Source organism: Vibrio sp. DNB22_10_4 (assembly GCF_052879755.1).
On the sequence record NZ_JBNNXW010000004.1, the window covers coordinates 110,269 to 133,908 of the forward strand.

Annotated in this window: 21 protein-coding genes; 5 read left to right on the plus strand and 16 right to left on the minus strand. The window is 46.7% G+C overall.

What is annotated here, in order from left to right; all coding sequences use genetic code 11:
- Positions 1–105: 105 nt before the first annotated feature.
- Positions 106–1,167 (minus strand): protease SohB, encoded by a 1,062-nt coding sequence (sohB, locus tag ACVA6Q_RS13250; RefSeq protein ID WP_446647832.1) that lies wholly within the window; start codon positions 1,165–1,167, stop codon positions 106–108.
- Between the two features lie 85 nt (positions 1,168–1,252).
- Between sohB and ACVA6Q_RS13255 the strand changes: the two genes are divergently transcribed.
- Positions 1,253–1,996 carry a YciK family oxidoreductase gene (locus tag ACVA6Q_RS13255; protein WP_446647833.1) on the plus strand — a complete coding sequence of 248 codons (744 nt, stop codon included), beginning with the start codon at positions 1,253–1,255 and terminating at the stop codon, positions 1,994–1,996.
- A 119-nt stretch (positions 1,997–2,115) separates the two neighbouring features.
- On the opposite strand, the gene glpQ is transcribed toward ACVA6Q_RS13255, so the two are convergent.
- The 3 genes from glpQ to ACVA6Q_RS13270 all read right to left on the minus strand — a co-directional run bounded on the left by glpQ (position 2,116) and on the right by ACVA6Q_RS13270 (position 5,958).
- Entirely contained in the window at positions 2,116–3,174 is a 1,059-nt protein-coding gene (glpQ, locus tag ACVA6Q_RS13260) for a glycerophosphodiester phosphodiesterase (protein WP_353496579.1), read from the minus strand.
- An 18-nt stretch (positions 3,175–3,192) separates the two neighbouring features.
- On the minus strand, positions 3,193–4,587 hold the full coding sequence (glpT, locus tag ACVA6Q_RS13265) for a glycerol-3-phosphate transporter (RefSeq protein WP_418642077.1): 1,395 nt from the start codon (positions 4,585–4,587) through the stop codon (positions 3,193–3,195).
- Positions 4,588–4,812: 225 nt separating this feature from the next.
- Positions 4,813–5,958 (minus strand): patatin-like phospholipase family protein, encoded by a 1,146-nt coding sequence (locus ACVA6Q_RS13270; protein ID WP_446647834.1) that lies wholly within the window; start codon positions 5,956–5,958, stop codon positions 4,813–4,815.
- A gap of 238 nt (positions 5,959–6,196) precedes the next feature.
- Between ACVA6Q_RS13270 and imuA the strand changes: the two genes are divergently transcribed.
- Genes imuA through ACVA6Q_RS13285 form a run of 3 tightly spaced genes read left to right on the plus strand, consistent with a single transcriptional unit; the run spans position 6,197 to position 11,457 of the window.
- A complete protein-coding gene (gene imuA / locus ACVA6Q_RS13275; RefSeq protein ID WP_446647835.1) occupies positions 6,197–6,892 on the plus strand; it encodes a translesion DNA synthesis-associated protein ImuA in 696 nt (231 codons plus the stop codon).
- 6 nt (positions 6,893–6,898) lie between these two features.
- Entirely contained in the window at positions 6,899–8,341 is a 1,443-nt protein-coding gene (locus ACVA6Q_RS13280; protein WP_446647900.1) for a Y-family DNA polymerase, read from the plus strand.
- Positions 8,342–8,373: 32 nt separating this feature from the next.
- Entirely contained in the window at positions 8,374–11,457 is a 3,084-nt protein-coding gene (locus tag ACVA6Q_RS13285; protein ID WP_446647836.1) for an error-prone DNA polymerase, read from the plus strand.
- A 300-nt stretch (positions 11,458–11,757) separates the two neighbouring features.
- Here ACVA6Q_RS13285 and ACVA6Q_RS13290 read toward each other — a convergent pair whose 3' ends face one another.
- The 4 genes from ACVA6Q_RS13290 to cydH form a co-directional block, all read right to left on the minus strand.
- Entirely contained in the window at positions 11,758–12,696 is a 939-nt protein-coding gene (locus ACVA6Q_RS13290) for a chemotaxis protein CheV (protein WP_353496584.1), read from the minus strand.
- A gap of 118 nt (positions 12,697–12,814) precedes the next feature.
- On the minus strand, positions 12,815–14,032 hold the full coding sequence (gene mlc / locus ACVA6Q_RS13295) for a sugar metabolism global transcriptional regulator Mlc (RefSeq protein ID WP_353496585.1): 1,218 nt from the start codon (positions 14,030–14,032) through the stop codon (positions 12,815–12,817).
- Positions 14,033–14,292: 260 nt separating this feature from the next.
- The gene (locus ACVA6Q_RS13300; protein WP_418642073.1) at positions 14,293–15,480 is read right to left on the minus strand and encodes a patatin-like phospholipase family protein; all 1,188 of its coding nucleotides are present in this window, start codon (positions 15,478–15,480) and stop codon (positions 14,293–14,295) included.
- Positions 15,481–15,488: 8 nt separating this feature from the next.
- Positions 15,489–15,581, minus strand: coding sequence for a cytochrome bd-I oxidase subunit CydH (gene cydH / locus ACVA6Q_RS13305; protein WP_112460475.1), 93 nt, complete (start codon positions 15,579–15,581; stop codon positions 15,489–15,491).
- A gap of 155 nt (positions 15,582–15,736) precedes the next feature.
- Here cydH and ACVA6Q_RS13310 point away from each other — a divergent pair, with 155 nt between their 5' ends.
- Entirely contained in the window at positions 15,737–16,354 is a 618-nt protein-coding gene (locus ACVA6Q_RS13310; protein WP_353496588.1) for an outer membrane protein, read from the plus strand.
- An 86-nt stretch (positions 16,355–16,440) separates the two neighbouring features.
- Here the strand turns inward: ACVA6Q_RS13310 and hisIE are convergent, their stop codons facing one another.
- From hisIE to hisG, 8 genes are all read right to left on the minus strand, one after another.
- Positions 16,441–17,067 carry a bifunctional phosphoribosyl-AMP cyclohydrolase/phosphoribosyl-ATP diphosphatase HisIE gene (gene hisIE, locus ACVA6Q_RS13315; RefSeq protein ID WP_446647837.1) on the minus strand — a complete coding sequence of 209 codons (627 nt, stop codon included), beginning with the start codon at positions 17,065–17,067 and terminating at the stop codon, positions 16,441–16,443.
- The gene (gene hisF, locus ACVA6Q_RS13320) at positions 17,064–17,837 is read right to left on the minus strand and encodes an imidazole glycerol phosphate synthase subunit HisF (protein WP_042501863.1); all 774 of its coding nucleotides are present in this window, start codon (positions 17,835–17,837) and stop codon (positions 17,064–17,066) included. Before hisF ends, hisIE begins: the two co-directional genes overlap by 4 nt.
- Positions 17,819–18,556 carry a 1-(5-phosphoribosyl)-5-[(5-phosphoribosylamino)methylideneamino]imidazole-4-carboxamide isomerase gene (gene hisA / locus ACVA6Q_RS13325; RefSeq protein ID WP_418642071.1) on the minus strand — a complete coding sequence of 246 codons (738 nt, stop codon included), beginning with the start codon at positions 18,554–18,556 and terminating at the stop codon, positions 17,819–17,821. Before hisA ends, hisF begins: the two co-directional genes overlap by 19 nt.
- An 86-nt stretch (positions 18,557–18,642) precedes the next feature.
- The gene (hisH, locus tag ACVA6Q_RS13330; protein ID WP_446647838.1) at positions 18,643–19,260 is read right to left on the minus strand and encodes an imidazole glycerol phosphate synthase subunit HisH; all 618 of its coding nucleotides are present in this window, start codon (positions 19,258–19,260) and stop codon (positions 18,643–18,645) included.
- Positions 19,260–20,333, minus strand: coding sequence for a bifunctional histidinol-phosphatase/imidazoleglycerol-phosphate dehydratase HisB (gene hisB, locus ACVA6Q_RS13335; RefSeq protein WP_446647839.1), 1,074 nt, complete (start codon positions 20,331–20,333; stop codon positions 19,260–19,262). The genes hisH and hisB overlap by 1 nt, the downstream gene beginning before the upstream one ends.
- A gap of 31 nt (positions 20,334–20,364) precedes the next feature.
- Positions 20,365–21,417, minus strand: coding sequence for a histidinol-phosphate transaminase (gene hisC / locus ACVA6Q_RS13340; protein ID WP_446647901.1), 1,053 nt, complete (start codon positions 21,415–21,417; stop codon positions 20,365–20,367).
- 15 nt (positions 21,418–21,432) lie between these two features.
- Positions 21,433–22,731: a histidinol dehydrogenase gene (gene hisD, locus ACVA6Q_RS13345; protein WP_446647840.1), complete on the minus strand. Its 1,299-nt coding sequence runs from the start codon at positions 22,729–22,731 to the stop codon at positions 21,433–21,435.
- A 3-nt stretch (positions 22,732–22,734) separates the two neighbouring features.
- Positions 22,735–23,631, minus strand: a complete 897-nt coding sequence (gene hisG / locus ACVA6Q_RS13350; protein ID WP_112477863.1) for an ATP phosphoribosyltransferase — start codon at positions 23,629–23,631, stop codon at positions 22,735–22,737.
- Positions 23,632–23,640: the final 9 nt, after the last annotated feature.

Here is a 23,640-nt window from a genome sequence, read left to right on the forward strand (position 1 = left end):
CCCAGAACACGTTCATTTCAGAGCACAAACAAAAACAGCGACGTCATCGTCGCTGTTTTTCATTCTCGCTTTCAATTGCTAACCAATTGTACTGCCATGCCTTAGTTAGACAATCGGGCGTTGACCTCGGTTAATCAGCTTCATCAGTACATTATCAGCCGCATCGCCCGCGACACCCGATAGCTTATCGGTAAGCTTTTTCTTTTGAACATAAGAAATAGCCAATACGGTTTTGTCTTTGCACGCTTCGATTACGATGTCATCTGATGCTTTGATCTCATCAACAAGGCCAAGCTCTTTAGCTTGAGTACCGAACCAGTGTTCGCCAGTCGCCACTTTATCAAGATCAAGTTCAGGTCTGTGCTCACGAATGAAGTCTTTGAACAAACCGTGAGTCTCTTCCAGCTCCTGCTTAAATTTATCTCGCGCCTTATCGGTGTTTTCACCAAACATAGTCAGTGTACGCTTGTACTCACCTGCGGTTAGCTGTTCAAACTCAATATCATTCTTTTTCAGAAGCTTATTAAAGTTTGGTAGTTGAGCAATCACGCCAATAGAACCAACAACCGCAAACGGTGCTGAGACAATTTTATCGGCAATACAAGCCATCATATAGCCACCACTCGCCGCCACTTTATCCACCGCAATGGTCAGTGGCAGATTCGCCGCTTTGATGCGATCGAGCTGAGAAGATGCTAAACCGTAGGCATGAACCATACCGCCACCAGACTCAAGGCGCACCAGTACTTCATCACCCTCTTTAGCAACCGCCAAAATAGCACTCACTTCTTCACGTAGCGAAGCCACTTCTTTGGCATCAATACTGCCAACAAAGTCCAGTACAAACAGATGCGGTTCGCGTTGGCTTTCAAGCTCGCCATCTTTTGCGGCTTTCTTCACCTCTTTTTCACGCTGCTTGTCTTTCTCTTTTTGCGCTTTCTTTTCCGCTTTGTTACGTGCTTTAAGGAACGCGTCATCGTGAAGGTGATGCTCTAGATGTTCAACGGTGTGTTTACGCTGCTCGGTAAGGTTAGTAACCTCAAGCTCGCCCTTCGCGGCGCCTGAACGCCCACCCACTGATTTGGCAACAATGATTAATGCCACAATCGCGACGACCACTGTCACGATCTTGGCTAAAAATAATCCGTAGTCTAATAAAAATTCCAATGTCTTATCCCCTGTACGACGAATTAGTGTATTGTAACCAACTTGTCACGATTACCAACAAGAATTATACCCAAGGAAGTGTCACGTGGAATATTCAACCGCTCCTAACGCTTTGCAAGGCAAAGTGATTTTGGTTACCGGCGCGGGTGCCGGTATTGGTCGCCAGGCCGCATTAAGCTATGCAGAACATGGCGCCACGGTAATTTTGCTAGGCCGCAACGTTAACAACCTAGAGTTGGTTTACGATGAAATCGAGAAGCGTGGCTGCCCTCAACCCGCTATCATCCCGCTCGATTTAAAAGGCGCAACCAAACAAAACTATGTCGATATGGCAGAAACGATTGAAAGTCAATTCGGTCAACTCGATGGCGTTCTGCACAACGCTGGCGTACTTGGCACGCTGAGCCCATTCGACCAAATCGATGAAGAGACGTTTGATGACGTTATGCAAATCAACGTCAAGGCGGAATTTCTGATGACGCAGGCTTTGCTACCAATTCTGAAAAAAGCAGACGCGGCTCGCATCGTCTTTACCTCTTCAACCGTTGGCCATTCAGGCCGTGCGTTCTGGGGTACCTATGCAATCTCCAAGTTCGCGGTCGAAGGTATGATGCAAATCCTGGCTGACGAACTAAGCGATACCGCTGTTCGCGTCAATGCGATTAACCCTGGTGCGACACGTACTCGTATGCGTGAAAAAGCCTACCCTGGCGAGGATGCCAACACACTGAAAACGCCACTGGATATTATGCCGCTTTATCTGCACCTTATGGATCCAAGCGTAACGAATGTCAACGGTCAGTGTATTGACGCACAGCCTAAGCGCTAACTCCCAATAGCCAAGACCAATATAAACTGAAAAAGCGGTGCACCTCATAGTTATCTCTAGTAAGAGACATCGGGTGCACCGCTTTTTTATCATCATTTGATCTTACATTTCCAACTCACTCAATGGCGGTTTAGAAACTCTACCGCTTTATCAGGAAAGTCGGTAAACAAACCATCGACTTTCACTTGATGATAGAAAATGTCCATCATGTCATTAAAGTCTTTTGCATAGGCGGGAATACGTCCTTTATCGGCTCGAAAGGTATAGGGATGCACCTCTAAGCCGGCCTTTTTCGCACTCGCCATCAATGGCTTAACAATGATGTTATCGCGTGTTGATGACGAGTCCACCAGCATAGGCTTCCAAGGGCCAATCCCATCAGCATAAATGGCTACCTGCTCCATCCCATCGGGTTCGAACATCCAATCATAGCTATAGGGCTGCTTCACATCACCTTGATAAACCATGGTTTCGTTCCAGTTGGTGTAAGCAATGAGCTGCACCAGTTTCAGATCCATGTTCATCTTCGGAAGTAATTGATCATTGATACGTTTAAGCTCTAACGCATCAAAGCACTGCAAGTACACCTTGTCGTCGACTGAGTCATAACCGTATTGCTTGAGTACATTGAGCACCGCTATTGAGATATCTTTACCCTCATAGCGATGAAACCAAGGTGCTTTGATCTCAGGATAGATGCCAATGTCGTAGCCCAAGGTTTTATTGAGCCCTTGAATCAGCTCAATTTCTTCTTCAAGCGTTGGCACGGTAAAGTCTGACTTCCACATTGGAAATCGATCCGGATAACCCGCAACTTTGTTACCTTGCTCATCAATCTTAAAACCTTCTGTAACCCGCAAGGTTTTGATCTCGGCCAGAGTAAAGTCTATCGCGTAATAGCGCCCATCACTTCTTGCCCGATCCGGAAAACGAGTGGCCACATCGGTGACACGATCTAAATAGTGATCATGCAATACCACTAAACGATCATCCTTGGTCATCACGACGTCTTGTTCGATATAGTCCGGTTTCATCGCATAAGCGAGCGCCTTGGCTTCTAACGTATGCTCGGGCAAATAGCCTGATGCGCCTCGATGGGCGATCACCAAAGGTTTCGCCACCGCGCTTATCGAGAAACAAAGCGCAGCGGCAGAGACAATAAACGTATTGGTTTTCATCAAAACTCCTTTTTAGTCTTATGACAGCGCCTGTTTTTCTTCCAGTTTTGCATCCTGTTGCTGCGACTCCTTAAGCTTAGCCTCATGGTGCGCTTTTTCGCCCAATAATGCGTACGTTAAGCAGATGATGGAAACAACGCACGAGCCAATCAGCAAGATGAAACCACCATCCCACCCGAAGTGATCCACGGTATAACCAAGCACGGCATTGGCTGCCACTGCGCCACCTAGATAACCGAATAGCCCTGTCAGGCCTGCTGCCGTGCCTGCTGCCTTTTTAGGTGCCAGTTCTAGAGCATAAAGACCAATGAGCATTACTGGGCCATAAATCAAAAATCCAATCGCAACAAGCGCCATCATATCTACCGCTGGATTTCCTGCTGGGTTAAACCAGTAAACCATGACTGCAACGGTGACGAGTGCCATGAATAAGATGCCCGCTGGAGCACGTCGGCCTTTAAATAGTTTATCCGATATCCAACCACACAAAAGTGTTCCTGGGATACCCGCCCACTCATACAAAAAATACGCCCAAGATGATTTGTCCACCGAGAAGTCTTTGGCTTCTTTCAGGTAAACCGGAGCCCAGTCGAGCACTCCGTAGCGAATCAAATAGACAAAGGCGTTGGCAATCGCTATCGACCACAAAAGCTTGTTAGAAAATACATATTTAAAGAAGATTTCTTTCGCCGTCATCTCCTTCTCGTGTGAATTGTCATAGTCATCCGGGTAGTCTTGCTTGTACTCTTCAATAGGCGGCAAGCCACATGACTGCGGCGTATCACGCAAGGTAAACCAGATAAAGACAGCAACGAGAGCGGCAAAAAAAGCAGGAACATAAAAAGCGGTGCGCCAGTCATCGTTAAACGCCCATAGGCCAAGAATAAACAGTGGGCCAATTAATCCACCGCCTACATTATGCGCCACATTCCACACCGAGACGATTTCACCCCGCTCTTTGCGTGACCACCAGTGCACCATAGTACGCCCGCAAGCAGGCCACCCCATGCCTTGAAACCAGCCATTGAGGAACAACAGAATAAACATGGCAGTGATGCTGCCCGTCGCCCAGGGCATAAAGCCGAAACAGAACATCACGATCGCCGACATCAACAAGCCAGCACTCAAGAAATATCTCGGATTTGAGCGATCTGATACGCTGCCCATAAGAAACTTAGAAAGTCCGTAGGCAATCGATACGGCCGCCAACGCCACACCAAGATCACCACGGCTATACCCTTGGTCGATCAAATATGGCATGGCCAAGCTAAAGTTTTTACGGACTAGGTAGTAACCGGCGTAACCAACAAATATACCGAGAAACAACTGCCATCTTAGACGTGAATAGGTGCGGTCGACTTGGGCGCCCGCTAAACGTTCGATATGTGCCTTGGGCTTAAATATTCCGAACATAGCTACCTCATTATTGAGCGATATAACAACAACGCTCGAACGAGCAAATTAATGCTCGTTCGAAATTTATCGCGAGTGTATGAGAAGCGAAAAAGAATATCTGTGACCCAAGCCGCAGCAAACAAATACTCAACTAAAATCATATGAGTAACGTTAAGTATTTGGATCGCCGTTCAATTTTCACTAGTTTTGGTTACTATCCAATTCAACGGCGGCCTGAGTTCGTTATGAGCGAGTGAAATGATGCTGTGCTAAAAAGTCGGCAGCAACAGCACTGCCGTGTTCGTAGTCTTCCAATATTTGGTCTTTTTGGCTCAACAGCCCTTTCGAAGAGAGTTCGTGTTTTGGTTGAATGTGCCAAAGATTGACATCTTCCGGCGGGGATAATAAAAACTGCTCGACTTCAGCATGGTTAGCATAGTGTGAAACCAACATATCAAGGTGACTAGTACTACTGCGACTAAACGGGGTGCGTTTGTTCTGAATATCGATCAACTGAGCCAGTTTTTCGTTATCTTGGATCCATTGCTTTAGATTCAGTTTTTCCCCTGCCATCAATTGATATTGCTCTCGATAAGACGCCAGTCGAGACTCGGTTAGGCGCTGATAGTCGGCTTTCATATTGGCAACCTTATCCGAAAACTGCTTTTGAAAGTCAGTCAGCTTCTCCTTGGTGCCAGACACTTTAAGATGGCGAATATGCGTCTCAAGACCAGCTTCTAGCTCTTTTTTCCACTTTTCCAGTGATTCGCGTACCGGTGACATGGATGTGACGGGCTGTTTTGGCTCTGGAATGGTGCTGATCACGACCATATTATTAATGCCACGACGATAGGACTCTTCTACTGGAATCGTCGCCGATACGCCGCCATCCACCCACTTTTTACCATCAAATTCAATATCATGATAATAGAGCATTGGGATCGCACAGGTTGCGCGCAGCACATCAAACCAATTGTCAGCAAAAATGGGATAGTAGTAATCTTTAAGCTCTTCTACATCGGTAATACAAGCAAGTGCAACACGCTCATCACCTAGATTTTGCTTTCCTCTTTCCAAATCGAGAGGAAACTCGCCGCTATTAACGAATTCAAATGCCCAATCCAAGTCCATCGGCTGCTGCTTTTGCAAGAACTTGTTCATATCGAAAAAGCGCTCACGGGTGGTGTAGTTGAGGATAAAATCCAGGCCTATTCCGCGCTGTTTCGCAACAAACGAAGAGACATTCAATGCCCCTGCCGAGGTGCCAATGTAGAGTGAGAATGGATCGAAATCGGCATCGATAAACTTATCTAGGACACCAGAGGCAAATGCACCTTTCTGTCCGCCACCTTGTACTATCAGCGAGTATTTTTTTTGTTGATTGAACACGCCAGCTTTCTCCACGTTCTACTTCTCCGCTACATTCGGCCATAAACGGTCGCCATAGGTTGAGATTAAAATATTTGCTCTACTGTTTACACTGTTTTTTTGTTCACTCTTATTTCTTATTTGTCACTAACCTTTTGTTTCTGCTCGCTCTGTAATCAAACAGTGTCATTGTCTCTTCATCAAGGCTTGCGGCGACGATGAATTCTTATATACTGTATGTATATACAGGTATTTTATTATGCATGAATTGATTAGTGATTTACAAAGCAAGCAACTGATTTGGAAAGGAAATCGAGTTGACTCTCCCGGTGAGTATCAAGCAACCGGCTTTCCCGAACTCGACCAACGCCTTGGTGGGGGCTTTCCTACTTCTGGCGTTATTGATATCCAATCACAGCAAGGTATTGGCGAGCTTAGATTATTGATGCCTTATGTACAAAAACACGCGGCACAACGACTGTTCGTACTGATTAATCCACCGGGCTATTTGTGTGCCGAGTATCTTTATGCTCAGGGCATCGCTCCGTCGCAAGTACTTTTGATCTATCCAGACTCTCCTCAACACGCGCTTTGGGCTGCAGAGCAATGCTTAAAAAGTGGCGCATGTTGCGGCGTTTGTCTATGGCATAGCGGGATTGAAATCCATCAAGCGAAGCGTCTTCAAGTGGCAAGTGATATTGGCCACTGTCTGCAGTTTCTGTTTAAGCCGGAACTCAATCAAGGTGACTCACAGGTATTTTCTTTACCCGTATCGCTCAGTCTGACTCTCGCACCTCACGATATGGGACTGTCGGTCTCCATTACGAAGCGTAAGGGCGGATTTGTACGCGACCAATTCGTGATTAATATGCATGACCGCTGGCCAGAACTTACTCGTACTCATCAATCTAGCTCCTCAACTGTGGTCGCGTTCCCAATGCGTCAGCAAGGATAATCGATGTTGTTGTGGTTATACCTACATTTTCCGACCTTACAGCTCGATACTTTGTTCGCGTCATTTAAACAGGCGCAGCCTGATGCGACGGATAAACAACAAGAAGCGCTCGCCGTCGCTATTGTCGATGGTCGTCGGCATAGTGTTGTACAAGCCAATACGCACGCATTGGAACAAGGCGTTACATTAGGGATGGGGCTTGGTAGCGCCGCTGCGCTTTGCCAAGATCTACAAGTGCACCCTTATGACAGCGATGTTGAAGCTCGCCGCCTGCAAGACATTGCGCAGTGGCTCTATATGATCACGTCGGATATCTGTCTGTGTCCTCCCAATGGCCTACTGCTTAAAGTCACCAATATGCTGTCACTTTACGACGGTATTGAGAACTATTGGAACGCTCTACAGACGCACCTCGCGCATTTAGAGGTACAAACGCACTACTCAACTGGCGTTTCGCCCTATGCGGCGATGCTCATGGCAAAACAAGGCCGAAACTGGGTAGAATCCAACCGAGATAAGCTCAATGAGTCGCTCGCACGCTATCCACTGACTTGCTCTGAGCTGCCAACCAAGCAAGTCGAAAAATTGCAGCGCGTAGGAATCCAAACCATCCAAGATCTACTCGGGCTGCCACTCCCTGACATTGCCAAGCGCTTTGATATCGACTTAGTCAATTATACCGGCAGACTTACTGGGCAATTTAAACATCCCGTTGATTTCTATCATCCGCCAGAACATTTTCGTCAGTACTTGGAGCTGTTGTTTGATATCGAGAACATCGACTGGTTGCAGAAACCCTTAACACGCTTGTTCCGGCAATTGGAAGTGTTTCTTAAGCTAAGAGACAAGGTCGCATTTGAACTGTCACTGACGCTGCATCAACGTGATCACGGTGATAAATCGGTGAGCTTTCACTCGGCGCAAGGGGACTATCTTGCCGAAAAATGGCAGGCCTTATCAGCTCTTACTTTAGAAAATATTCAATTAGACGGTGCGGTGAGTGGGTTAACTCTGAGCATAGTACGTGCCGATGAAGTGCAAGTGCATGAACACGATCTGTTTAGCGGAGTAAAAGGTCGTCAAACGGCGCTAGAGCTTATCTCCACACTACAAGCAAAGCTTGGGCAACACAGTGTCACCTCATTGAAGCTCACCGACGATCCAAGACCTGAATACGCAACCCAACCGAGCGCCCCAACCGCGACGGACTCGCCTAAGGTAAATGCTCACTTACCTATTAAGCTGCGTCCAAGTCTGCTGTTTAGCTCGCCAATGCCACTGGAGCAAAAAGTCAGTATCGTCGTTGGCCCTGAGCGTATTGTCAGCGGCTGGTGGGATGGCAACCCAGTAAAGCGTGATTACTATGTGGCACGCAGCGAGCAAGACCAATGGCTGTGGGTGTTTCGCACCGAAGACAAACAGTGGTTCATCCACGGGCAATTTAGTTAATCCTTAATTCGTTGATCAGTAGACCGTTAACCATGAAGTACGCTGAGCTTTTTTGTCAGAGCAATTTTTCCTTTCTTACCGGCGCCTCCCATGCTGAGGAGCTGGTGCTTCAGGCCGATTTTTTACAATACAGCGCCATCGCAATAACCGATGAATGTTCAGTTGCCGGAGTGGTGCGCGCTCACACAGCCATTAAGCAGCACGACTTATCGATTAAGCAGATTGTCGGCAGCATGTTTTGGCTCAATAGTGAGTGCCAATTTCTGTTGCTATGCCCAAGTCGCGAGGCGTACGCTGAGCTGTGCCGTATCATTACTAACGCAAGGCGTCGCTGTGAGAAAGGCGACTACCAACTCTCGGAATGGGACGTAATGTCGCTGCGTCACTGTCTGGTCATTTGGCTGCCTTGTGGTGATGAGTGCGACCTCAGATGGGGACGCTGGCTTGAGCAATACCACGCCCATAGGCTTTGGATTGGTGTACAGCGTCACCTTAATTCTCATGAGCATAAATACCTTACTCATTGTGAATCACTGGCCGTAGAACTGCAGCGCCCTATCACTGCCTGTGGTGGTGTATTGATGCACACCGCAACACGCTTGCCACTACAGCACACCTTAACCGCTATTAAGCTCAACACGTCTATCGATAAAGTATGTGGTCACTTACTGGTAAATACTGAGCGCAGCTTACGTCCTAAGGCCAAGCTGATTAAGCTGTATCGTGAAGAATGGCTAGAAGAGAGTATCTACATTGCCAGCCTATGTAAGTTCAACTTAAAAGAGCTCCAATATGAATACCCTAGCGAGCTGATCCCCAATGGCAAAACACCAATGGGCTATTTAAGAGAGCTGGTCGAGCACGGTAAACGACTGCGCTTCCCTGAAGGGGTGTCTGCGGAGGTTGAGCAAACGATCGAGAAAGAGTTATTTCTTATTGAGGATCTTAAGTACCCTTTCTATTTTTTGACCATTCATGACATCGTCATGTTCGCTAAGCGACAAGGGATCCTTTATCAAGGTCGTGGCTCTGCGGCTAACTCGGTGGTCTGTTATTGTCTCGAAATTACCTCTGTCGATCCAAGACAGATCTCGGTACTTTTTGAGCGCTTTATTAGTAAAGAACGCAATGAACCGCCTGATATTGATGTCGACTTTGAACACGAACGTCGCGAAGAAGTGATTCAATATATCTATCAAAAATATGGTCGTGAACGCGCAGCGCTAGCGGCTACGGTGATCTCTTACCGCTTTAAAAGTGCGGTACGCGATGTGGGTAAAGCGCTAGGCGTTAGTGAGACTCAGCTTGATTACTTTATCAAAAACATCAACCGCCGCGACCGCACACAAGGGTGGCAAGCGCAATTGGTCGAACTCGGACTAAAGCCGGACTCCCTAAAAGGGCAGCAATTTATTGAGCTCGTCAACGACATCACAGGCTTCCCTAGACATTTATCTCAACATGTCGGTGGCTTTGTGATTGCCTCAGGCCCTTTGTACGAGCTTGTGCCGGTAGAGAACGCTGCAATGGCTGAGCGCACCGTCATTCAGTGGGATAAAGATGACTTGGAAAGCTTAGGGCTACTTAAAGTCGATGTGCTCGCTTTAGGGATGCTCACAGCGATTCGTAAATGTTTTCAATTGGTTGAAAAGCATTATGGGCGAAAGCTGAGCATCGCCGACATTACGCGACTTCAAGACGACCCCAATGTCTACGGCATGCTGCAACGTGCTGATACTGTGGGCGTGTTTCAGATTGAATCTCGCGCGCAAATGAGCATGTTGCCACGTCTAAAACCGGCAACCTATTACGATCTTGTCATTCAAATTGCCATCGTTAGGCCGGGTCCCATTCAGGGTGATATGGTGCATCCGTTTCTTAAACGTCGTAATGGTGAAGAGCCCGTCTCTTATCCCTCAGAAGAAGTAAAAGCCGTACTCTCACGCACATTAGGCGTGCCGATTTTCCAAGAGCAAGTCATCAAACTGGCGATGGTCGCAGCAGGGTTTACCGGTGGTGAGGCTGATAAGCTGCGCCGCGCGATGGCAGCCTGGAAGAAGAATGGTAACTTGGCCAAATTTCGCCATAAATTAATCGACGGCATGCAGAAAAACGGCTATCAAATCGACTTTGCCGAGCGGTTGTTTGATCAGATCTGTGGCTTTGGTGAGTATGGCTTTCCAGAAAGTCATTCTGCGTCATTTGCAGTGCTGGCCTACTGCAGTGCTTGGCTGAAGTATTACTATCCTGAGGCCTTTTACACCTCACTGCTGAATAGCCTTCCTATGGGCTTCTATAGCGCTTCACAATTGATTCAAGACGCTAAACGACATCAGGTCGATATCGCGCCTGTCTGTGTCAATCGCTCGACGTATCATCACTATCTAAGAAAAAATGCCAAAGGGCTAACACTTCAGTTGGGGTTTAGGCAGGTCAATGGATTAAGTGAGCAGAGCATTCAAAAGCTTCTGCAGCATAGGCCACCAGAGGGCTTTCGAACCCCAACGCAAATCAAGCAACTAGGGCTCAATCGACGTGAACTGGAAACTCTGGCCTCAGCCAATGCTCTCCAGTGTATTTCAGGAGATCGCTACGCCACACGCTGGGCAATGATGGACAACTTAGATGATTTGCCACTCTTTCAGCACAGTGCTCAAGCACCATCAGCAGCTGCGGATCCGTTACCTTACAAGCCTTCTGCCATTGAAGATATGCTTGAAGATTTTTCATCCATGAATGTATCACTTAACAAGCACCCTATTGCCCTGCTCGATGAAGCAGGCAAACTTGGTCGCTTCACCCGAATGACAGAGTTGATAACTAAAGAGCATCAATCCCTGGTCACGGTAGTGGGTATGGTCACAGGTAAGCAATCTCCGGGAACGGCAGCTGGAGTCACCTTCTTCACATTAGAAGACGACACTGGGAATATTAACGTCGTAGTATGGCAAGCCACCGCTAGGGCACAAAAGCAAGCTTATCTCACCTCAAAGATCCTCAAGGTGAAAGGCATATTAGAACGTGAAGGCGAGGTAACGCATGTCATTGCAGGTCGGCTTATTGACATGACAGAGCAGTTAAGTGAGCTGAAAGTACAGTCTCGTGAGTTTCACTAATCCTGCACTTTTTACTGAAAGCAAAAATACAAAAGCGGGAACCGACGTTCCCGCTTTTTTAAATCGCTTGGATTATACATCCATTTTTACTGCCGCTTCCGTACGTCTTTTCTTCCATTCCTTGTAGATGAGTAAACTCAAAGTCATTAAGACCTTCGACGTTAACCATATCATTCTGATGGAACAACCTTTAGCTGATAGTAAATTATATTGCGCGTATCTAAGAGTAACTCTCATTAGATATCGTTTAATTATAGACCAAACCTTACCGTATGTCGTACATTATTTTGCAACGCAAAATTATAAATCGCGACGAATACGCTGCTGAACCACATCTACCAACAAGTCAGGCTGAAATTTAGAAATGAAACGATCGCACCCAACTTTCTCTACCATTGCATCGTTGAAGCTACCACTAAGAGAAGTATTTAAAGTGATAAACAGATCTTTCATACGCGGATCGCTTCTCACTTCATGTGTGAGTTTGTAGCCATCCATTTCTGGCATTTCGGCGTCGGTGATCATCATCAGAAGTTCGCTACACACATCAATACCTTCATCACTCCACTGCTTGAGCAAGTTCAGTGCCATTAAACCATCAAAACACTCGATGATTTCCACACCAAGCTGAGCAAGCGTCGCTTTGACCTGATGACGAGCCGTTGATGAGTCATCAACAATCAATATTTTCTTACCAGCCAAGTGAGGCAATAGAGCGCGATCTAAGGTTTCTTCGGAAATGGCAATGTCGTAGTCGATGATCTCAGCCAAAACTTTTTCAACATCAATGATTTCAACCAGACTCACGCCATCCGCTTCTTCAACTTTAGTGATAGCGGTGAGGTAATTAGAACGTCCGACAGTGCGTGGCGGCGGTTGGATCTCAGTCCAAGCGGTATTAACGATATTCTTCACTTCACCGACTAGGAAGCCCTGAACGGTGCGATTGTATTCGGTGATAATAAGGTTTTGTACGGCTTCTTCCTGCAAGGTAGGAAAACCAATGGCACGACGCAGATCAATGACCGGCAGGGATTCACCACGAAGGGAGGCGACACCACGGATGCTGGGATGTGAACCAGGAAGCTGAGTTAAAGGAGGCAACTTAAGCACCTCTTTAACCTTAAAAACATTGATAGCAAAAGTCTGGCGACTGTTCAGCGTGAACATCAACAGCTCAAGTCTATTTTCACCCACCAATTGGGTACGCTGGTCAACAGAACTCAATACACTCGACATGAGGCTTCCTTGGCAAAAACTATAACAATTTCTTATCTCATGTTATCGGCAGGAAGCACAAGAAGTTTACTGTCTGAACAAGCAAAAATATGACCGTCAGCAAAGAGTGTGAAAAGCGTTATCCTTCAATAACTTTCATTAACAACAGGCCATCATATAGGGCTTGTTTGACCAAGGCTGCACCTGGCATCGTCGCTTGCTTATAAAAGCGTGACTCGACCAATTTAAGATCTTCGGTATAAACCGGCAAACTTTGACTGGCAATACAGCGCTCGATCGCAGGATAAAGTATGTCTTTGGCTTGGTTGATGACGCCACCAATCAGTACCTTCTCTGGGTTGAACAGGTTAATCACAATCGCAATCGCACTGCCAAGGTGCTCGCCAAGTTTTTCAATCACATTGATAGCAAGAGCATCACCTTTTACTGCCGCTTCGCAAATCGCTTCTACCGATATCTCTTCGCATTCGGATAGTATCGATGCTTCACCTTTTGCCAGTCGCTGAGTGACTTCGTCGCGGATTGCCTGAGAGCTCGCGACCGTCTCAAGGCACCCAGTATTGCCACAATGACAATCCTTGCCTTGGCGATTAATCTGGATATGACCTAGTTCGCCAATGTTACCGTGGCGCCCTTGCAATACTCGACCATCTAGGATGATACCCGCACCAAGACCATGGTGAATGGAAATCAGTACAGAGTTATCACAGTCCTGAGAATGCCCAAATAAGTTCTCAGCCAGAGCCCAAGCTCGGGTGTCGTTCGCCACAAAGACTGGCAATCCAGTTACTTTGAATATTTCTTCAGCAACATTAAGGTTCTTAACATTGTAATGAGGCATCTGCAGAACGATGCCCTTGTCAGAGTTCACTAACCCCGGAAGCGTAAGCGCGATGCTGGTGACACGATCGAGCTGCTCGCTGTAGCTTTCGAAAAAGTCTTCAATCTCATACAACAAACGAGCGAGCACGTCTTCTTGATCCATTTCATGAATTTCAATTTTGGTATCAATAAGAACATCGCCGCCAAGCTCGTGCAGCGCAATAGATAGGTAACCACGACCTAGACGCATAGAGAGGAATTGCCAACCTTGATTATTGGTCTGTAAACCAACCGCAGGGCGGCCTCGGCTGGTTGCTTCTTGAACCGCCGTCTCATGAATTAGATGTGCTTGAATGAGTTCTCGCGTAATTTTTGTGATACTAGCAGGTGCTAAATCACTTAATTTAGATAGGTCGATACGCGAAATAGGCCCAAATTGGTCTATCAGTTTATACACACGACCAGCATTGATCTGCTTGATATGATCAATGTGCCCGGGTTGAGCCATGTACATTTTGAACTCCAAAAAACAACAACCTGTTAATTTTTTTACTTTGCGAAGTAATTGTGAAGCAGTTTATAAGATTGCCGTGACAAATATCACGCATATAGATGGATCTTTGGGGCACGTATCAAGTTACGCTCATAGGGTCTGTCACAGTTTGCGGTATAACTGTTCGATTATTAACCACCTGTTTTTAATGACTTGTTACGTTATATGGCACTTATTTAGCACCAATTAATAACTTGCGAATTTGTCAATACTCTAAGAGGTTAGCTGGCTTGGTGGGGTTGCCAGAGATCGGTATTGCTACTAAATAGTGCTTTGTGTCGTTTTGCAAAATTATAGCTTTCAACAAAACGGAAACCGGCGTCTAAACCAACTTGATAGTCGTGTAAAATGTCGTCGACATCACTAAGTAGCGACGATGTCTTAAGTGGCTGATCAGGCGCTATTTGCCAAATGAAACAATCATCCGGTGGAGTCTTTAAAAATTCACTGGTCAGCGAATACGTCTGATAGTGCACCATTAACATGTCGGCAAGTCCAGAATCAAAACGTTCTCCAAATAAGTGACTAAGGCGATAGATATCTCCAGCGCCAAACAGCCACCGTCCACCATTGATCAGCTTAAGGTGCTCAGCGTGCTTTAATGTGTCAGCCTTTGCCTGACGACTTTCAAAAAAAGAGCCCCAGTCATTTGACCACTGATCGACTTTATCTTGCCATTGCAACTGCAAGTTGTTTAACGAATCTCTTAGCCAAGTGGGTGATTCTGTCGCGACGGGTTCATCCTCTACAAGCTTGGGTTCTTCGGTAACATACTGCTCGGTTCGAATAACGATAATACTCCGACACTCTTGTCGCCACGCTTGCTGAACAGGGATGGAAGCCGAGACTCCTCCATCAATAAACTCATTTCCTTGATGGGCAACGGTGCCTTCAAACAATGTAGGGATGGCGCTAGTGGCCATCAATACTTGATACCAATCCTCTTGCAGCATAGGCAGGTAATGATCTTTTAACGTATTCACGTCGGTGGTCGCCGCAAAAGCGCGCCGATGCCCCACTACTCGTCGCCCCATATCGATATCGAGTTTGTATGGATAATCACAAATCTTATCCAGCGCCCATTTAAGGTTGAGATATTGCTTGCGACGCATAAAGCGAAATAAATGAAAAAACTCAGGATCCGTAGTTAAATCTAGGATAAATGACTTACCAAGCTCAGCTTGACGGGAAAGGAATGCGCAAATGTTTAAGGCCCCTGCTGATGTGCCGTAAAACTCATCAAAGGGGTCGAAATTAGACAATAAAAAGGCGTCGAGCACACCTGATGTGAAGATGCCACGTTGACCTCCACCTTGTGCCACTAACGCCGTTTTCCCGTCTACATATTTACCAAATTGTTGATAGTCGATGACGGTGCGGGCATTGGTTACTAAGCCTGCGTTCGCCATATCGTTGTCTAAACTGACAAGATAGCGATAGCACCAAAAGCAATAATCGTACTAAACGCAATAGTTGTGATTGTGAGTGCTAACTTTAGATCGTACTCCATAACCTCTCCTTTTGTAACATTTCAGTTACCATTGTGACACACATTTACAATCTTAAAATAACCACCTAAAAATTATGGCGTTAGAGTCACACTATGATTAAAACTAGTAGAAGAAATGTGATTTGAAAAACAGATATTCTGTTTAGGAGTAAGAAATGCGTTCATACCCTACTACTGGAGCCACCAAAACACTGACTCGTGTGATCGCCATCACCACTGCGGTTTTTATTAGCGTTCACTGCAATGCAACCATCATAGTGACCCCATTTATTGGTTACTCTTTGGGTGGCGGAGCTGAGACCGCAGACGGTACCAACTATGATATTTCTCCTTCCGCAAATTTGGCATTGGCTATCGAATTCCCGTTTCGAAATGGAAGAATGGGTGCTTTTTATTCAAGACAAGATTCCTCTCTCGATAACCTAAACCTTGATACTACAATCCAATACCTTCAGTTTCAGAGCAGTGCCGAGTATCAAATCGGAGAAAGTACTCAGACTTATATCGGTGCAGGATTAGGCGCCTCTCATACGTCAGGCCAGTGGACGAAATCTCACACAGGCTTTGCCGCCAGCATTTTTGGTGGGGTTGAATATTACCTAACCAAGAATCTAGCAATCAACGGACAGCTCCGCTGGCAAGGTACTGTTGTAAGTAACGATTCCGTTTCCATCTGTAATCTTCCTACTGAAGATCAGAGCTGCTTCATTGCCTTTAATACAAATTGGATGAATCAGGTGCAAACGAATCTAGGTTTGAGTGTCAAATTTTGAAGAGCTACAATCATCGCTAGTAAGCCGTTGTAAAAAAGCCTGCTTGATAGACCATACCAAGCAGGCTTTTTTGCAGCGATGAATCGTTACTTATGACGCTCTTTGAGCTTGTTCACTACATCATTCATCGATAAGCCTTGGTCTTGCAACAGCACCATCAAGTGATAGATAAGATCGGCAGATTCACAAACTAGTTCATCCTTGTCACCCGACGTTGCCGCAAGCGCGACTTCAACACCTTCTTCGCCCACTTTTTGCGATATACGTTTGGTGCCGCGGGCGTAGAGGCTCGCGGTATAAGAAGATTCCGGATCCGCATCTTTTCGAGCGGCAAGAAGTTGCTCAAGCTGATGAAGCCACACCATTTGCGACTCCTCTTGAGGATCGCCATCAAAGCACGTTGTTGTACCGGTGTGACACGTAGGACCGATTGGATCGACCTTAACAAGTAAGGTGTCATTGTCACAATCCAAAGAGATGTTCTTAAGCTGAAGGACATTTCCTGACGTTTCACCTTTAGTCCAAAGGCGAGATTTGGTACGTGAAAGGAAAGTGACTTGTTCGGTATCTAACGTTTTTTCAAGCGCGGCAGGGTTCATGTAACCCATCATCAATACTTGGCTAGATTGAAAGTCTTGGACGATCGCTGGAACCATACCGTCTACTTTTTCCCAGTCGATACGCTGTGTTAAATCGGCGGCTGTTTGGCTCATAATCTGATCTCCACACCTTGTTGTTTCAAATACTGCTTTAGCTCACCAATATTGATGATCTGCTTGTGGAATACCGATGCCGCGAGTGCGCCATCAACGTTAGTTTTCTGGTAGGCTTCGGCAAAGTGCTCCATAGCCCCCGCACCACCTGATGCGATAAGCGGTACGTTACACACTTCGCGCACCATATTGAGCTGCTCAATATCGTAGCCATTGCGGACGCCATCTTGGTTCATCATATTCAGAACGATTTCACCTGCACCGCGCTTTTGCACTTCCTGCACCCAATCACGGGTTTCCCATTTGGTCGCTTTAGTGCGCGCTTCATCGCCCGTAAACTGGTAAACCTGATACTTACCCGTCTCTTTGTCAAAGTACGAGTCGATACCCACAACGATACACTGCACGCCAAACTTATCCGCCAGATCGGTGATAAGCTCAGGGTTGGCAAGCGCAGGTGAGTTGATAGACACTTTATCTGCACCAAACTCAAGAATGCGCGCCGCGTCTTCTGCTGATTTAATACCACCAGCAACGCAGAAAGGGATATCAATCACTTCTGCAACACGCGCGACCCAGCTTTTATCAACAACACGGCCATCACTAGATGCAGTGATGTCATAAAAGACCAGCTCATCAGCACCCTCTTCCGCATAGCGAGCGGCTAAAGGTACGATGTCACCAATGATCTCGTGGTTGCGAAATTGAACACCTTTAACCACTTGTCCATCACGGACATCCAAACAAGGAATTATTCGCTTTGCCAGCATTGGAATGCCTCCTCTGCGGTAAATTTACCATCCAATAATGCACGGCCAACAATCACGCCAGACACGCCAGTGCCTTTCAGCGCTTCAATATCCGCTAGACTGCCAATGCCACCCGATGATTGGAATTGAACCTGTGGGTATTGCTTACATAGGTCAACATACAGCTCAACATTGCTGCCTGCTAGCGTGCCATCACGAGAAATATCCGTGCACAATACGTGCTTAAGACCCACTGTTAGGTAATCATCAATCAATGCTTCGATGGTGACGCCAGAGTCTTCTTGCCAACCAGAAATCGCTACTTTTCGAGTGCCGTTCTCATCGATATTAATATCCAGCGCAAGCACAATACGCTCAGCGCCGTATTTTTCCATCCAGCCTTTTACTAGCTCAGGCTGCTTAACGGCCGTAGAGCCAACCACGACACGCTGTGCACCCGCTTCTAGCAGGTCTACTACATCTTGTTCACTGCGAACGCCGCCGCCAATTTGAATGTTAGCCGGCGTACCCGCGAGCAATTTAGCGATAAGATCGAGCTGGCGTGCCGTCGTATCTTTAGCCCCTGTCAGATCAACAAGGTGCAGCCAGTTTGCACCAGCTTGGTGGTACAAGTTGAACTGATCAACAGGATCCACTTTGTACTCGGTCACTTGACCATAGTCGCCTTGGTAAAGACGTACTACTTGTCCTTCAATAAGGTCTAATGCAGGAATAATCACGTTTCAATCCTTCTGCCCCACTACCTTGTGAGGCGATAATGTGTCTGTTCTATTTAGTGCCTAGCTCGAGCTTGGCAAAACGGCGGTTATACCAGTTCTAAGAAGTTCTGAATCAGCTTTGAACCCGCTTTCGAAGAGCGCTCCGGGTGGAACTGCACGCCATAGTAATTACCGCTTTGAATTGCTGCGCTAAACGGCTTCCCGTAGTCACACTCTGCAATTGTGTAGTCGCCCACTGGCATACCGAAGCTGTGTACAAAATAGAAGTACTCACCCTCTTCAATTCCGGCAAAAAGTGGATTGCCTGGAGCCGCTTTCACGGTATTCCAGCCCATGTGAGGTAGTGGCAAATCACCCGTTTCTAAACGTCTTACTTCACCTTCACATAGACCTAGACACTCAACAAGCTCATCTGCCTTTTGGCCTTTCTCTTGAGAAAGCTTACCAAGTAGCTGCATCCCAAGACAAATCCCAAGCACGGGCTTTTCAACCTGCTTAACTAGCTCGATGAGGTTCCGCTCTTCTAGATTTTTCATCGCTTCACTAGCCGTGCCAACACCTGGTAGAAACAGTTTGTCTGCGGCTAAAACCACTTCTGGCTCTTTAGAGATAACCACTTGATAGCCAAGACGCTCAATCGCGAACTTCACCGAAGAAACATTAGCGCAGCCTGTATCGATAATGACAACATTTTGGGTGGTCATTACAAGACTCCTTTACTACTTGGTAGCTCATTGCCTTCCACTTTAATTGCTTGGCGAAGTGTGCGACCAAACGCTTTAAAGAGGCTTTCAATGATGTGGTGATCATTGTCACCAGAAGAAGATAGGTGCAGCGTACACGCTAGCGTATCTGTCAGTGAACGGAAGAAGTGCACCACCATTTCTGTCGACAGGTCACCCACTTGCTCACGAGAGAACTGTGCATCAAACTTAAGGTAAGGGCGGCCTGAAAGATCCAAACCACATTGCGCAAGACACTCATCCATTGGCAGGCTGAAACCAAAGCGGCCAATACCGCGTTTATCACCAAGCGCCTCTTTTAGCGCTTGACCTAGTGCCAGTGCCGTATCTTCAATGGTGTGATGATCATCAATGTGCAAATCGCCTTTAACGAGACACTTCATCTGGAAGCCACCGTGCGTTGCGATTTGATCCAGCATGTGATCAAAGAAGCCCATACCGGTAGAAATTTCGTTGCCGCCTGCTTCATCGAGGTTTACGAAAACTTTAATGTCGGTTTCTTTCGTGGTTCTTACCACTTCAGCTGTGCGCGCTTTCACCGTGAGATCTTTTAAGATCTGCTTCCAGCTCATCGTTTCAGGGTTGTACTGAATACCGCGAATCGCCATGTTTTCAGCAAGTTGTAGATCGGTGTGACGATCGCCAATCACTGCTGAGGTTTTAAAGTCCACTTTGCCGCTTTGTAGGTACTCTTTCACAAGACCCAGTTTAGGCTTGCGGCACGAGCAGTTGTCTTCGTCAAAGTGAGGGCAAATCAGCACATCATCAAACTTTACGCCCTGAGACTCAAAGATCTCCATCATCATGTTATGCGGGGCATCAAAGTCGGCTTGCGGGTAGCTGTCAGTGCCTAGGCCATCTTGGTTCGTCACCATCACTAGGCGGTAGCCTGCATCTTGCAGTGCTAGCAGGCTTGGGATGACGTATGGTTCAAGCTTCAACTTGTCTAGACGGTCAACTTGAAAGTCCACTGGCGGCTCGACAATTAACGTACCGTCGCGGTCAATAAATAAAATTTTCTGTTGGTTGCTCACTCTATAAATCCTTTTTCTATTGCACCAGTGCTTATGCGGCACTTTGTTCTAATTGGTTGCGGATGAATGCCAGAGTTTTTTCACACTCGTCGCGATTCCCTACACTGATGCGCACACAATTTTCGATGGGTGAATTACGCAAAATAATGCCGGTGTCCCATGCTGCTTTAAACAACGCATCACCATTTTCAAATTTGACCAGCAAGTAGTTGCCCCAGCCCTCAAATACCGTCACGCCCGGAATCGTTGATAGACCTGCCTGCAAATACGCGCGATTGGCATTGAGATCTAAAACTTGGAACTTAGCGCGGGCTAGGCCTTGTTCAGAGAGCGCTTGCTGGGCAATTTCCGCGACAGGAATTGGCACTGGGTAAGGTGCAATTACTTTAAGCAGCACGTTGATGAGCTCTTCATTTGCCAAAGTGAAACCGCAGCGAAGACCCGCTAGCGCAAACGCTTTAGACAGTGTGCGCAGAATCGCTAGGTTTGGATATTGAGCCAAAAGGTCAACCGTTGACGCTTCAGGACAAAAATCAATATACGCTTCGTCCATAACCACGATGGCTTTGTCTTTTGTCATCTCAAGAAGAGACACAATATCTTCTCGGTTAACTAAGTTGCCGGTCGGGTTATTTGGGCTACAAACGAACACCAACTTAACGCCATCTAACTTGGCTTCTATCTCTGGAAGATTAAGCTGCCAATCTGCGGTTAACGGTACGGTTTTACGCTCTACACCAATCGTTTCTGCACTGATGGCATACATGCCATAGGTTGGCGGACAATAGAGAATGCTGTCTTCACCTGGCTCACAGAAAGCGCGAATCAGCAATTCAATACCTTCATCGGCGCCACGTGATGTTAACGTTTGTTCTGGCTTAACACCTGCATAATTGGCATAGGCTTCAATAAGCTGCTTTGGCTGACATTCGCTGTAGCGATTAAGGCGAGCAAAGTCGGTTTTGTATTCATTATTGAATGGTGATTCATTGGCATTTAGCCAAATATCACCGCTACCGCCGATTCGACGCGCAGACAAATAAGGCGTCAGTTGTTGAACTTGCTTACGAGCTAATTTTTCCATCATTCACTCTCCCATCTACGCTTTTTGTGCGTTGAGCTTCTCTACACGAATCGTCACAGCACGTTTGTGGGCGTCTAGGCCTTCAGCTTCCGCCATAGTCACAACGGTAGGTGCCAAACCTAATAAGCCATCTGCCGTTAACTCTTGAACCGTCATGCGCTTTGAAAAGTCCGCCAAACCTAGACTTGAATAAGTGCGAGTGTAACCATAGGTCGGCAAAACGTGGTTGGTACCTGATGCGTAATCCCCCGCTGACTCAGGTGACCAATCACCCAAGAAAATAGATCCTGCATTATCCAACAAAGGCAGAAGTTCACGTGGGCTCTTAGTCTGAACAATCAGGTGCTCTGGGCCATAGTAATTGGAAATCGAAACGCATTGCGTCAACGACTCAGCAATAATAATTAAACTAGAGCCCAACGCTTTTTCAGCAATATCAGCACGAGATAGCTGTTTCAGTTGGCGCTTCACTGCTTCTGTTACCTGATCTGCAATGATTGGTGATGGTGTCACCAGTACCACTTGAGAATCTGGCCCGTGCTCAGCTTGACTCAGTAGATCCGATGCTACGAAATCTGCATCTGCCGTTTCATCGGCAATAACAAGAACTTCAGAAGGGCCAGCCGGCATGTCAATCGCCGCACCACGGAAATCGTTACTCACTTGGCGCTTCGCTTCAGTTACGTATGCGTTACCAGGGCCAAAGATCTTATCTACTTTAGATACAGTTTCTGTACCGTATGCCATAGCTGCGACCGCTTGGCCACCACCAACGTTATATACTTCATCGATTTTACACAGCTTCGCAACGTACAAAATCTCATCAGCAATGGGCGGAGGCGAACAAAGTACCACTTTGCGACATCCTGCAATCTGCGCTGGTACACCAAGCATCAAAACGGTAGATGGAAGCGGTGCACTGCCACCTGGAATATACAGACCGACTTTATTGATAGGTCGCGTTACCTGCTCACAAACCACACCAGGTTGTGTTTCCACACGCAGAGCTTCAGGACGCTGCGCTTTGTGAAACTTAGCAATATTGGAATACGCTTGCTCAAGTGCTTGCTTCATTTTTTCAGACAAGCGACCAGAAGCAGCTTCAATCTCATCAGCAGAAACGCGAATCGATTCAGGGCGTACACGATCAAACTTCTCGGTTAAGTCAAGAAGACCCTTGTCACCTTCACTGCGAACTTGATTTATAACCTCAGTCACTGCTGTCGTAATGTTTGCGCCTTCAGTAATTGCCGGGCGCTCAAGTACGGATTCTTGCTGAGATTGACTTAAGTGTTGCCAAACTACCGTTCTCATCGATTACCCCATCATCTTCTCAATTGGAAGGACAAGAATAGAGCTTGCACCCAGTTCTTTAAGCTGTTCCATCGTTTCCCAGAATAGGTTCTCAGTGCTCACTAGGTGAACCGCTACGCGCTCTTTGTCTGTCGATAGTGGCAAAACGGTTGGGTCTTCTGCACCGGGAAGCAATGATTTAATTTGCTCTAGTTTCTCAACTGGTGCGTGCAGCATGATGTATTTAGATTCTTTCGCCTGTTGAACACCTTGCATGCGAGTAAGAAGCTTGTCGATAAGTGCAAGTTTGTCGGCATCAAACTCACCCATACGTTGAATAAGCGTCGCTTTCGAGCGGAAAATGACTTCAGCTTCTTTTAGACCATTCGCTTCAAGCGTCGCACCTGTTGAAACTAAGTCTGCGATTGCGTCAGCAAGACCTGCACGCGGCGCAACCTCAACAGAGCCAGTTAGCATACATGCACTAAAGTCGACACCTTGCTCATCCATGTACGCTTTAAGAAGTTGTGGGTAGGTGGTCGCGATACGTTTACCAGCAAGATCTTGAGGGCCGTTGTATGTTTCGTCTTTATCAATGGCGATAGACAGACGGCAACCACCGAAATCTAGACGACGAAGCGTTTTGAACTCGTTTGCCTCTCCCAGTGCTTTACGGTCAAGGCGCACTTCTTCCAGCTCGTTCTCACCAATGAAGCCAAGATCGACAACACCATCCATAATCAAGCCAGGGATGTCATCATCTCGAACAAGCAGAAGATCGATTGGCATATTTAGTGAGTGTACAACAAGACGCTCACCCATTACGTTGAACTTAACACCACACTTTTTCAGTAGGTCTTGGCTCTCTTTACTTAGGCGACCCTTTTTCTGAATCGCAATTCTTAGGCGTTGTGTTTGCATTGCTGTATC